Source organism: Amycolatopsis sp. 505 (assembly GCF_031625235.1).
Classification (GTDB): Bacteria; Actinomycetota; Actinomycetes; order Mycobacteriales; family Pseudonocardiaceae; genus Amycolatopsis.
The window spans coordinates 1,187,189-1,199,333 of sequence record NZ_JACKQP010000001.1 but is presented as its reverse complement, the minus strand read 5'-3'; the positions used below and the strand labels follow the sequence as shown (position 1 = coordinate 1,199,333).

Below are 12,145 nucleotides of genomic sequence, written 5' to 3'. Positions count from 1 at the left end.
AGCGCAGGTAGGCTGCCCCCAAACCAACAGCTAAGGGGGCTGGACGTGGAAGGAGCCACGGCCGAGGACACCGTTTCGCCGCCTGCCGAGGAGGCGCCGCGGGCGTCCGGCCGCCGGTTCGAGCCACGGAAGGCCGCGCTCTGGCTCGGCCGGCTGCTCATCAGCGAGGGCCTGATCGCCTTCTATGTCGGCCTGGCGATTTCGATGGTCTTCAACCACCGGATCGTCACGCACCCGAAGTCGTTGCTCACCGGTGGGCTCGGCGATCCGCTGCTCTGGGTGTGGGAGCTCGGCTGGCAGCACCACTGGCTGACCCACGGCGGCGACTTCTGGACGTCGAACCAGTTCTACCCCGCAACCGACAACTACGCGTTCGGCGAAACACTGCTCGGCTACGTCCCCTTCAGCGTCTTCGCGGGCAACGGCCAGTACGACAACGTCTTCCTCTACAACGTCCTGTTCGTCTTCTGCTTCGCGCTCGCCTTCGCCGGTGCGTACCTGCTGGCCAAGCAGCTCGGCAGCAACTGGCAAGGCGCGCTGCTCGCCGGGGTCGTGTGGGCGTGGGCGCCGTGGCGGCTCAGCCACATCGCGCACCTCAACGTCCTCTCCACCGGCGGGATCGCGCTGGCCCTGTGGGCGCTGGCCAAGGGCCACGGCTTCACCTTCCGCGGCGAGCGCGGCGAGACCAAGCCGCGCTGGGTCGTCGCCGGGTGGCTGATCGCCGCGTGGCAGGTCAGCATCGGGTGGGCGATCGGGCTGCCCTTCGTCTACCTGATGGCCCTGGTCGGGATCGCGATCGCCCTCTACGCCTGGCGCCTGGGCCGCCGGATGATCATCGCGAACGTCGTCGGCGTGGTCGCCTTCCTCGGCATCGTCTGGTGGCTGGTCGTCCCGTTCCTGCGGGTGCGCGCGGAGTACGGCTTCACGCGCACCTGGCACGAGGTCGAAGTCTTCTCGCCGCCCGTCAACGGCCTGTGGACCGCGCCCTACGAGACGTGGGTGTGGCTCGAGACGTTCTTCAACGACCAAAGCACCCTCCCGCCGGACGGCGCCGGCGAGATGCTGCTGTTCCCGGGGCTGGTCGTCGCCGTGCTCGGGGTCGCCGGCCTGTTCCTCAGCGCCTGGACCTGGAAGGTCCGGGTCTTCCTGGGCGTTTTCGTGGCCTTCAACGTCCTCCTCTCGCTCGGCACCACCGTCTTCGGCGGCGGCCTCTACTGGCTGTTCTGGAACTTCCTGCCCGGCTGGGACGCCATGCGCACGCCGGGCCGGATGATCATGTGGGTCACCCTCGGCCTGGCCGTTCTCGCGGCCGGCCTGGTCACCCGGCTCTACCGGCTGATCGACGAGAACACCCGGATGGCGCGGCAGGTCATCGCGTTCTACATGATGTTCCCGGCGTTCTTCGCGCTCATCGAAGGCATTCCGCGCTGGCAGCAGGTCGAAAACCCCGGGATCCCGCCGGACGTGAAGCAGGTGTTCACGACCACGAAGGAACCGATCGCGCTGCTGCCGATGGACCTGTGGAGCAACTTCAAGTACCAGCTCTGGTCCACCGAGGGCTTCCCGACCACGGCCAACGGCACGGCCAGCAACTACGGGCCGCAGTTCCACGACATGCAGGACTCGTCGGCCACGTTCCCCGACAAGCACAGCATCGACGTCTTCAAGCGGTACGGCATCCGCAAGGTCGTCGTCGTGAAGTCGATGGAAGGGGCCGTGGGCATCCTGCAGCGGCCGACGGCCGGCCTGCCGCTGACCAAGGTCGAGTCCAACGACGTCGTGGTGTTCACCCTGCAGTGATCACGGCTTCTGCCACAGCCAGAACTCGATGCCCTGGCTGTCGGTGCAGTCCGCGGTGGTGCCGTACGGGTGGTTCTCGACCTCGCCCGCCCGGCCGCCCTGCTCGCGAACCCGCGCCAGGGCGGCTTCGAGGTCGTCGACCGCGTACATCAGCTTCCAGCCGACCTGCCGGTCCCCGGCCCACAATCCGCCTTCGAGACCGGGACCCGCGAACCCCCACGCGTCGGACGTCGAGCCGGGCGTGAACTGCCAGCCCAGCACCGCGGCGTAGAACGACTTCGCCGGCTCGGCCTCCGGGACCTGGAACGTGAAGTACATGGCTTCACCGTGGCGAGCCGGACGAGGGCCCGCGGCCGGCGTGGCCGCCTGCGAGACCAGCCAGCGCTGGCCGAACGGATCGCGGAACGAGCCACCGCGGCCGTACGGCGAGTCGCTCACCGCGCGGATCAGCGTCGCGCCCAGCTCCAGCGCCCGGGCCACCGAACCGTCGACGTCCGGGACCTCCACCCGCACCGACGCGCCGCCCTCGCGCGGAGCCACGTGCCCGATCTCCGGGTACTCCTCGGCGAGCATCAGCACCGCGTCGCCGATGGCCAGCTCCGCGTGCCCGACGCGGCCGTCGTCCATCAGGATCGGGTCGCCGCGCCGGACCGCGCCGAACACCTCGACGTAGAAGTCGATCGCCGCGCGGGCGTCGGAAACGGCCAGGTAAGGGGTCAGCGAGCGCAGCTCGGCGTGGTGGGCCGGCGCTTCCGAAGTGGTCGTCATATCGGCTCCGTTCAGGATGGCGCGACGCAGGTGGTCGCGCAGTTCGGCGGCGAAGTCCGGGTCGGGCGCGACCCGCTCGGAGGGACGGCGAAGCGCGTCGAAAGGCTCAGGCATCGCGACCCTCCTTCTCCTCGTAAGCGCGCCGGAACGCGGCCCGGGCCCGGACGAGCAACGCCTCGGTGGCGTGCACGCTGCGGCCCAGGTGGCCGGCGACCTCGGGGACGCCGAGGCCGTCGACGTACCGCAGGGTCAGCGCCGCCCGGTGGTGTGGCCCGAGGGCTTCGAGCACCTGTCTCGCGCGCAGGGCGTCGAGCTGCTCGTCCCACGGGTCCTCGACGTCCGGCTCGCTGTCGTGCACGAGCCGCAGGCCGCGTTCCTCGCGTTCTTTGCGCCGCCAGTGGTCGGCGAGCTTGTGCCGGGCGACGCCGATCAGCCACCCGGTGCTCACTGGAGGTGCGTACTCCTTGCGACAGGCGGCGACCGCCCCGAGGAACGTCTCGGACGTCAGCTCCTCGGCGAGCGTGCGGTCGCCGCACCGGGACAGCAGGTACCCGTAGACCTCCGGCAGGGCCGTCTCGTACAGCCCGAGCAGCGCGAAGGCCGGGTCCGGTCGTACCCGCGGTTCCGTCACACCTCCATAGTCGTCCGGCGCCCGGATTTTCCGACGGGTGAATCCGGAGATTTCTACGCCCGCGGGTCCGGCAGCCGCCGCCCGGTGATCGCGACGATCGCCGCCAGCACCGCCACCACGCCGATCACCAGCGCGAACGCGTCCCGGCTGCCCAGCGAGGCCGACAGCGCCGCGTACAGACTCCCCAGCGTCGCCACGCCCAGGGCCAGCGACGTCTGCTGGTTGGTCGTCATCACGCCACTGCCGACGCCGGCCAGGTCGGTCGGCACGTGGGACAGCACGATCCGGAACAACGTCGTCATCGCCAGGGCGTTCCCCACGCCGATCGCCACCATCGACGGCGCCAGGTCGAGGATCGTCACGTGCGGCCACGCCGACAGCGTCGTGCACAGCAGCGCCACCATGCCCAGCGCCGTGATCGCGCCACCGATCGGGACGACCTTCTGGCCGTAGCGGGCCACCAGGCGGCTGCTCAGCATCGACACCGTGAAGTACGCGACGGCCAGCGGGGTCAGCGCGCCACCCGCGCCCAGCGGGCCGAAGTGCAGGCCCTCCTGCAACGTCATCGCGAACACGAACATGAACGAGCCGAAGGCGCCGAAGAACGGCACGGCCACCATCAGCCCGCGGCGCACGCTCGGCAGCCGCATCACCGAAGGCGGCAGCAGCGGCGTGCCGCCCACACGCTCCAACCGCCGCTCGACGAGCACGAACGCCGCCGCCGCGAACGGGAACACCGCCAGCAGCGCGATCGTCCACACCGGCCAGCCCAGCGCGCGGCCCTCCATCAGCGGGACCAGCAGTGACAGCAGCGTCACGGCCAGCAGCGCGGTGCCGAGGCGGTCGACGCCCAGCGGGTTGTGCGCGCGGCTCTCCGGCAGTTTGCGGGCCATGACCAGCACGACCAGCCCGATCGGGACGTTCACCAGGAAGATCGGCCGCCAGCCGGTGCCCCACAGGTCGGCCGCCACCAGGCCGCCGCCGAGGAGCTGGCCGACCACCGTCGAGATGCCGCCGGTCGCGCCGAACAGGCCGAGCGCGCGCGAGCGCTTCTCGCCCGACGTGGTCGCCTGGATGATCGAGAGCACCTGCGGCAGCAGCAGGGCCGACGCCGCCCCCTGCGCGGCGCGGGCCACCACCAGCGTGCCGGCCGTCGGGGCGATGCCGCAGGCCAGGGACGTCAGCGTGAACAGCCAGAGGCCGGCGACGAACAGCCGCCGCCTGCCGAACGAGTCGCCGAGGCGGCCGCCGACCACCAGGAGCACCGCGTACGCGATGCCGTAGGCCGCGACGACCAGTTCCAGGGTGGCGGTGGACGCGTGGAGGTCGGCATCGATCGTCGGCAGCGCGACGTTGACGATGAAGAAGTCGATGATCGGCAGTGCCGCCCCCAGCAGCACCGTGACCAGGCCGGCGGGGGTCAGTCCCGGCCGGGCGGGGGCGCCGGTGGTACTCGGCGCAAGTTCGGTCGTGGTCATGAGTACTACGATCAACCCGTTCGGAACCTGGTACCAGTTGCTGTTTATCCGGGTACTGACCACTACCTGGTACCAGGTTCCGGGGCGTGCCATCCTGGCACCATGACCACTGCCGTCGAATCCGGCCTGCGCCGCCAAGAGCTGGCGAGGTTCCTGCGCAGCCGGCGCGAGCGGATCACGCCCGAGCAGGTCGGCCTGCCGATCGTGGGCCGCCGCCGGACGCCGGGCTTGCGCCGCGAAGAGGTCGCGCAGCTCGCGGGCGTCGGGGTCACCTGGTACACGTGGCTCGAGCAGGGCCGCGACATCAACGCGTCCGAGCAGGTCCTGCAGGCGATCGCCCGCACCCTGCGGCTCGACCCGCACGAGCACGTCCACCTCTTCCGCCTGGCCGGGGCCCCCGAGCCGGAGGGGGAGAAGGACTGCCAGGTCATCACGCCGGCGATGGAGCTCATGCTGAAGAAGCTGGAGCCGTACCCGGTCGCGATCCGCAACGCCCGCTGCGACCTGCTGGGCTACAACCGCGGCTACACCTGGCTGATGGGCGACGTCGACGACATCCCGTTCGCGGACCGGAACACCCTGGTCCAGTGCCTGCTCAACCCCGAGTGGCGCAAGCGGATGCTCGACTGGGAGACGAACATCCCGCGCGTGATCGCGTCCTTCCGCGCGGCGATGGCCGACCACGTCGCCGAGCCGGCGTGGAAGCAGCTGGTCAAGCGGCTCAAGGCCGAGTCGCCGCTGTTCGCCGAGCTGTGGCCGCACCACGACGTCAACTCGGAGCCGATCCGCACCAAGCGGTACCTGCACCCGGACGTCGGGCTGCTGCAGTTCAACTTCACCTACCTCTACTACGGCCGCCGCTCCGAGATCACCATGTCGACCTACACCCCGGCCGACGAGGAGACCGCGGCGAAGCTCCCGCTCGTCTTCGACTGACGACGTACGCCTGCCGTGCGCTCCGGGACGGACGCGTGGACCGGCCGTGACCGGTAGTTTCGCGGCATGAGAAGGCCTCCGTGGGCAGGACGCCTGGCGCGCACCGTCGTCGTCGGGGTCTTCGTGCTCGGGGCGACCAGTGCGTCGTCGCGGTGGCAGCCCGGGGCGTCGCCGCTGACGCCGATCGGGTTCGCGTGGCTCGCCGCGACCGTCCTCACGCTGCTGCTCGTCCACCGCTTCCCGCTGACGCTCTTCCTGGTCACGGCCGCGTCCGCGTTCGGCTACTACGTGTCCGGCCTGCCCGGCGGGCCGGTCATCCTGGTACCGACCGTCGCGTTGTTCGTGCTGACCCGGCAGCGGGGACCGCTCACCGCGGGCATCACCGGCGCCTCGGCCCTCGCCGTCGCCTACGTCGTGCACGTCGTCACGACCAGGTCTTTCGCGGTGGAGGCCGGAGCCGCGTTCATCTTCGTCTGGCTGATCGCCGTCATCGGGGTCGGGACGGCTGTCCGGTACCAGCTCGACGCGCTCGCCGCCCGGCGCGAGCAGGCCGACGAGCACCGGCACCGGCTCGCCGAGCAGGAGCGGCTGCGGATCGCCCGCGAGGTCCACGACGTCGTCGCGCACAGCCTCGCGATGATCAACGTCCAGGCCGGGGTCGCCGCGCACGTCGCCGACCGGCGGCCCGAGCAGGCGAAGGAGGCGCTGCTCAACATCAAGGCGGCCAGCGCGTCCGCGCTGAACGACCTGCGCGCGACCCTGGCCGTGCTGCGCTCCGGCGAGGACAAGGCACCCGCGCCGAGCCTCGCCCAGGCCGCCGAGCTGCTGGACCACGCCCGCGACGCCGGGCTCGCGGTCGACGTCCACGGCGCACCCGGCGACCTCCCGGCCCCCGTCGACGCGGCCGCCTACCGGATCCTCCAGGAGTCGCTCACCAACGTCGTCCGGCACGCCGACCGGCCGAACCGCGTCGACGTCCGGTTCGAGCGGCGACCCGGGACCTTCACCCTGCGGGTCCGCGACGACGGCTGCGGCACCGCCCAGCCGACCCCGGGGCACGGCCTCCGGGGCATGTGCGAACGCGCCGCGGCACTCGGCGGCCGGTGCACCGCCGGGCCGGTCGACGGCGGTTTCGAAGTGTGCGTCGAGCTACCGATCGAGGGGGAAGCATGATCCGCGTCCTGCTGGCCGATGACCAGGTCCTGGTCCGCGCCGGGTTCCGCGTGCTGCTGGAGACCGAGGACGGCTTCGAGGTCGTCGGCGAGGCGGGTGACGGCGAGCAAGCCGTGGCCGGCGCGGTCGAGCACCGGCCGGACATCGTGGTGATGGACGTCCGGATGCCCGGCGTCGACGGCCTCGAAGCGACCCGCCGGATCACCGCCCACCCGGACCTCGCCGGGACGAAAGTGCTGGTCCTGACCACTTTCGACGTCGACGAGTACGTCTACGAAGCCCTGCGCGCGGGCGCCAGCGGGTTCCTGCTGAAGGACACCGAGCCGGTCGAGCTGCTGCGGGCGTTGCGGGTCGTCGCCAACGGCGAAGCGCTGCTGGCGCCTACCGTCACCCGCCGGCTGATCCAGGAGTTCGTCGGGCGCCCGGAGCACCGGCGCATCGACACCAGCGCCGTCCGCGAGATCACCGACCGCGAGCGCGAGGTGCTCGGCCTGGTCGCGGGCGGGATGTCGAACGACGAAATCGCCGCCCACCTGGTGATCTCGACGGCGACGGCGCGCACCCACGTCAGCCGCATCATGACGAAGATCGGCGCGCGCGACCGCGCCCAGCTGGTGGTGCTGGCCTACGAGTCCGGGCTCGTCACACCGCGTCGCCCCGCCTGACCCGGCGCACCACGCGGACCGCGCGCACCAGGAACACCACGGCGAGGACGCCGACCAGGCAGATCCAGATCACGGCGCCTCCTCTCCCGGCCGATGCTCTGCTCAGTGGGCGTCCGAGAGGGGGAAAGCGTTCACCGACACGGCGGAAGTCACACCTTCGGGCTAAGCGCGGCGGGCTCCCCGGCTATCCTCGGCGGGTGATTTCGTACGCGCAGAACGCGGAAGACGTCGTGCTCGCCCGCGTCTTCGCGGGGCAGGCCACCGGGCGCTACGTCGACCTCGGCGCCGGGGATCCCGTGGTCGCGTCGGTCACCAAGCACTTCTACGACCTCGGCTGGCGGGGCATCAACGTCGAGCCGATCCCGGCGAAGGCCCGCGAACTGCGCAGCGCCCGCCCGGACGACCTCACGCTGCAGGTCGCGGTCGGGGCCGCCCCCGGCGTGGCGAAGCTGCACGTCGTCGAGGACGAATGGGGCTGGTCGACCCTCGACGACGACCTCGCCGTCCACTACCGCGACGACCGCCGCTGGGAGGTGGGCGCGGTCGAGGTGGAGTTGACCACGCTCGCCGCGCTCCTCGACGCCCACCCCGGCCCGGTCGACTTCCTGAAGATCGACGTCGAAGGCGCCGAGCGCGCGGTGATCGAGGGCGCGGACTGGACCCGCCACCGGCCGCGCGTCCTCGTCGTCGAGGCGACCGAACCCGGCTCGCCGAAGCCCACCCACGAGCAGTGGGAGCCGATGCTCCTCGACGCGGGGTACCGCTGCGCGCTGTTCGACGGCCTCAACCGCTTCTACGGCCAGGCCGGCGACGCCGACGCCCTGGCGGCGCTGGCCGCGCCGGCCAACGTGTTCGACGAGTACGAGCCGCACGAGCACGTCCGCTTGCGCGAAGAGTTCGCCGCGGCCCAGGCGGGCCGCCCCGCCGAGGTCGGCTACATCCGGCGGCTCGAGGAGACGGTGGCCGAGGCCCAGCGCGCCCGCACCGACCTCGGGCTGGAGCTGGACGAGGCCCGCCGCGAGCTGGCCCACGCCGCCCGCACCGCCGAGGAGAACCGCCGCCGCGCCGCGGCCCTCGAACACCGCGTGGCCGAACTGGAAGCGCAGCTCACCCGCCGCCTCCCCTGACGCCCCTCCAAGGTCGCGAATGACTCATTCGGGACCTCCGACGTCCCGAATGAGTCATTCGCGACCTGGGGAGCGGCAGTTGGAGCGGCGGTCAGCGGCGCACGTGCCGCTTGGCGCCGTCCCGGGCGAGCTCCGCCAGCCGCCGGTTGATCACCTTCGCGACCGCCGCGGGGCTGCAGAAGTCGCGGATCGCCTCGATCGCCTTCGCGCCCATCTCTTCCCGCACCCGTGGGCTGTCGGCGAGTTTGCGCAGCCAGCGCGCGGCCTGGTCGACGTCCGCGTCCGCCCACAGCTGCCCGACCGTGTACCAATCGCCGAAGCCGCCGCCGAACCGGTGGTCGTTCGGGCCGATCGCGCGGGGCTCGTACCCGACGACCGCCGCCGCGCCCGGGGGCATGAAGTCGACGTTGCCGCCGAACCCGGTCGCCACCACCGGCTTGCCCATCGCCATTGCCTCGGCCATGCCGAGCCCGAAGCCTTCCGAGCGGTGCAGGGACGTGTAGACGTCGCAGGTGGCCAGCAGCGTGTCCATGTCCGTGCGGGACATCTCGCGCCGCAGCAGCGTCCCGCCCACCGAAGTGACCGCCGCGCTCAGCGAGGCGTCCAGCTCCGGGAACCGCTGGAGGTCGTTCACCTTGAACACCAGGTGCGCCTTCGTGCCGCGCTCCTCCGGCGGGAACGCCCGGCGGAACGCTTCGAGCACCGCCCACGGGTTCTTCCGGGCGTCGCTCGAGGACGCGCTGAACGTGAACAGCACGATGAGGCCGTCTTCGGGGAGGCCGAACTTCGCGCGGTCCCCGGTCACGTCGGGCGCCTGGGGGACGACGTTGGGCACCACGGTGATCGGGATGTCGGTCACCGTGCGGAAGGAGTCCGAGACGAACTGGGAGATCAGCCAGAGCTCGTCGATGCCCGGCAGGTGCGGCAGCGCGTGCACCGGCGGTTCCGGCAGCTCCCACGCCCACACGGCGATCGTGTAGCGGTCGAGCGCGTGTTCCGGGATCAGCTGCCACTCGTTGACGTTGACGAGCCACAGGTCGACGTCGAACTCCTTGCCCCGGCGCAGGGCGGCGACCTCCGGCGGCACCTCGATCGTGCGGAACGGCGCCTGGCTGTTGAACTCCGTGAACGTCAGCTCGGTGCCGTGCGTGGCCATCGCCTGGACGTACCGGCGGGCCGCTTCGGACAGGCCGGTGGTGGCGCGGACGTCGGCGAAGACGTTCACGCCGGGCCGCCGCTTTTCTTGCGGCGCAACGAAGTTCTCCGCGGCCGAGATCGCGTCGGCGTAGCCCTGCGCGGCGATCGCCCAGGTGGCGTTCTCCCCGGTCCACTTCCGCGCGAGCTCCCCGGCCGCGCGCAACTCCTCGGGCCAGCACATCCCGCGTTCGAGCAGCCGGTACAGCTCGGCCGCCTCCCCGGCCGGTGCCGTCGGCACGGTCCAGCAGAACGCGCTGTCGTAGTGCCGGTGCTGCGGGAGGTCGCTGGTGATCACCACGCGCCCGGCGCCGAACGCCCGCAGCATCGTGCCGCTGGTCTCGCCGGCGGTCGGCCACCGCAGGCTGACCACGGCGTCGGCGGCCAGGATCAGGTCGTCGAGGCGGTCTTCCGCCGGCGACAGTTCGAAGTGGACGGAGTCGGGGAACCCGCTCGCCTCGACCACCTGCCGCACCTGGTCGAGCACCCCGGCGTCCCCGGCGTGCCCGGCGATCAGCAGCCGCGCGTTCGGCCAGCGGCGGCGCAGCTCGGCGAAAGCCAGCACAGCGGCGGTCACCCGCCGGTGCCCGGCCAGGCTGCCGAAGACGCCGAAGACGACCTGGTCGTCGGTCCAGCCCAGCCCGGCCCGCACCGGCTCGCGGCGCGCGGGGTCCGGCAGCAGAGCGCCGTGCGGCACGGCGTGCACCGGGATCCCGGGGTACCGGGCGCGGAGGAACTCCGCGGTCCGCGGGTCGTGGACGACGACCCCGCGGCTGGTCGTGACGAGCCGGCGTTCCAGGGTCAGCGTGCCGTGGTCGAGGGTCTTGACGCCGTCGACCTCGATCGCCGGCAGGCCGTGCAGCAGCGCCGGGTCGTGCTGGTGGCCCCAGATCGGCCCGTGCGCGTACCGCACCTCTTCGCGGAACGCCTCGGAGGCGACACTGCCGAGGATCCCGGCGTGGAAGTCCAAAAGGGACGGATCGTGCAGCACCACGACACCCGGGTCCGCGATCGCCCGGCGGTAGATCCCGCCGTGGACGCCGGCGTGGTTGCCGATGTGGTAGACCGGCACGCCTTCGGCCGGCTCGTCCGCCTCCAGCAGCCGGACACCGGCGGGCACCCGGGCGCCTGGCGCGTCGGTCATCGCGGCGACGTCGAGCAGCTCGGCCAGGGCCTCGGTGAGGTGGTAGCTGTAGTCCGCGATCCCGCTGGTCTGAGGCGGCAGCGGGGTCCACATGGTGGCCCGGGCGGTCATCGACGGGCGATCAGGCACAGGCGCTCACCGAGACCGTCGGCGGCGGCCACCTCGCGGACGTCGACCTCCGGGAAGCCCGCCGCCTCGGCGACGAACCGGAGGTAGACCGGGTGCAACGGCTTCCGTGCGAAGGGGTCCAGCCGGAACTCCGTTTCCGCGCCGGGGCCCGGCGTCTCGACCAGGAGCACGCCACCGGGCTGCAGCGCGGTCGCGGCGAGGTCGGCGAAGCGCGCGAGGGCGTCCGGCGTCCGGCGTTCGGCGAACCGGAAGGCGGTCACCGCGCCGAGCGAGCGGGCCGGCACGGCCGCCAGCGCGGCCAGCGGCTCCTGCGCGGCGACGTCGAGGCCGAGCCCCGCGCAGTGCTGCCGGACCAGCTTGTTGTCCGACGCCGCCAGGTACGGCAGGTCCGCCGAGCGAAGCACCTCGAGCCATTCGCCGCGGCCCGGCGCGACGTCGAACACCGGGCCGTTGGCGCCCGCCTCCCGCGCTGCCGTGATGAGCGACAGGTGCGTCTTGCGGGCTTCGCGCACGCGGCTTTCCGGCCCGTCGAGCAGCTGCGAAAGGGCCAGTTCGAGGAACGATTCGCGGTCGGCGACGTCCGTGGCGACCTCGGTGACTGCCTGCCCGGCCCGGACGCGGTCGAGCGCGACGTCCAGCTGGGCGTGCCGCAGCCGGGCGTCGGCCGCCGCCGAGGCCAGCGCCGCGACCTGCGTTTCCAGGGCCTTCAGCCGCAGCTCGGTGTCGTCTCCCTGCTCGGCCGTCTCCGCCTGCTGCAGCTTCAGCTCGGACAGCTGCGATTCGATCCGGCCGAGGCCCGCGTACAGCCGCTGGTTCAGGCCCGCGGTCATGGTCTTGTCCTGCTGCCGCAGCAGCTCGACCTCGTGCGCCAGCTCGGCGTGGCGGACGGCGTCGGCCGGCAGCTCGCGCTGGGTGTGGTGCACGGCGGCGAGCGCGTCCCGGATGGCCAGGTTGGCCTCGATCTGCCACTTCACCTGACGCTTCCACAGGAACCGCAGGGCCAGCCGGCCGAGCAGGTCGGTCTTGCGCAGCGGCAGGTGCAGCTCGCGGTGTTCGTCGAGGCGGGCCAGCGCGGCGGCCAGCTGGTCAGAAGACATGCA

10 protein-coding genes are annotated in these 12,145 nt (G+C 72.0%); 5 read left to right on the top strand and 5 right to left on the bottom strand.

All coding sequences use genetic code 11. From position 1 onward, the window contains the following. Positions 1 to 45 precede the first annotated feature (45 nt). Positions 46 to 1,800: a hypothetical protein gene (locus H5965_RS05820; RefSeq protein WP_310968252.1), complete on the top strand. Its 1,755-nt coding sequence runs from the start codon at positions 46 to 48 to the stop codon at positions 1,798 to 1,800. Here H5965_RS05820 and H5965_RS05815 read toward each other — a convergent pair whose 3' ends face one another. Genes H5965_RS05815 through H5965_RS05805 form a run of 3 tightly spaced genes read right to left on the bottom strand, consistent with a single transcriptional unit; the run spans position 1,801 to position 4,677 of the window. Next, positions 1,801 to 2,682 carry a VOC family protein gene (locus tag H5965_RS05815; protein ID WP_310968251.1) on the bottom strand — a complete coding sequence of 294 codons (882 nt, stop codon included), beginning with the start codon at positions 2,680 to 2,682 and terminating at the stop codon, positions 1,801 to 1,803. It lies immediately after the preceding gene. Then, a complete protein-coding gene (locus tag H5965_RS05810) occupies positions 2,675 to 3,199 on the bottom strand; it encodes a sigma-70 family RNA polymerase sigma factor (RefSeq protein WP_310968250.1) in 525 nt (174 codons plus the stop codon). Before H5965_RS05810 ends, H5965_RS05815 begins: the two co-directional genes overlap by 8 nt. 53 nt (positions 3,200 to 3,252) lie before the next feature. After that, complete coding sequence (locus tag H5965_RS05805) at positions 3,253 to 4,677, bottom strand: MFS transporter (RefSeq protein ID WP_310968249.1); 1,425 nt, start codon at positions 4,675 to 4,677, stop codon at positions 3,253 to 3,255. 102 nt (positions 4,678 to 4,779) lie between these two features. Here H5965_RS05805 and H5965_RS05800 point away from each other — a divergent pair, with 102 nt between their 5' ends. The 4 genes from H5965_RS05800 to H5965_RS05785 all read left to right on the top strand — a co-directional run bounded on the left by H5965_RS05800 (position 4,780) and on the right by H5965_RS05785 (position 8,578). Next, on the top strand, positions 4,780 to 5,613 hold the full coding sequence (locus H5965_RS05800) for a helix-turn-helix transcriptional regulator (protein WP_310968248.1): 834 nt from the start codon (positions 4,780 to 4,782) through the stop codon (positions 5,611 to 5,613). Positions 5,614 to 5,679: 66 nt separating this feature from the next. After that, positions 5,680 to 6,786 (top strand): sensor histidine kinase, encoded by a 1,107-nt coding sequence (locus H5965_RS05795; protein ID WP_310968247.1) that lies wholly within the window; start codon positions 5,680 to 5,682, stop codon positions 6,784 to 6,786. After that, positions 6,783 to 7,451: a response regulator transcription factor gene (locus tag H5965_RS05790; RefSeq protein WP_310968246.1), complete on the top strand. Its 669-nt coding sequence runs from the start codon at positions 6,783 to 6,785 to the stop codon at positions 7,449 to 7,451. Before H5965_RS05795 ends, H5965_RS05790 begins: the two co-directional genes overlap by 4 nt. A gap of 197 nt (positions 7,452 to 7,648) precedes the next feature. Then, entirely contained in the window at positions 7,649 to 8,578 is a 930-nt protein-coding gene (locus H5965_RS05785) for an FkbM family methyltransferase (protein WP_310968245.1), read from the top strand. Between the two features lie 91 nt (positions 8,579 to 8,669). Here H5965_RS05785 and H5965_RS05780 read toward each other — a convergent pair whose 3' ends face one another. Then, positions 8,670 to 11,027, bottom strand: a complete 2,358-nt coding sequence (locus tag H5965_RS05780; RefSeq protein ID WP_310968244.1) for a glycosyltransferase — start codon at positions 11,025 to 11,027, stop codon at positions 8,670 to 8,672. Beyond that, positions 11,024 to 12,142, bottom strand: coding sequence for a hypothetical protein (locus H5965_RS05775; protein WP_310968243.1), 1,119 nt, complete (start codon positions 12,140 to 12,142; stop codon positions 11,024 to 11,026). Before H5965_RS05775 ends, H5965_RS05780 begins: the two co-directional genes overlap by 4 nt. Positions 12,143 to 12,145 lie beyond the last annotated feature (3 nt).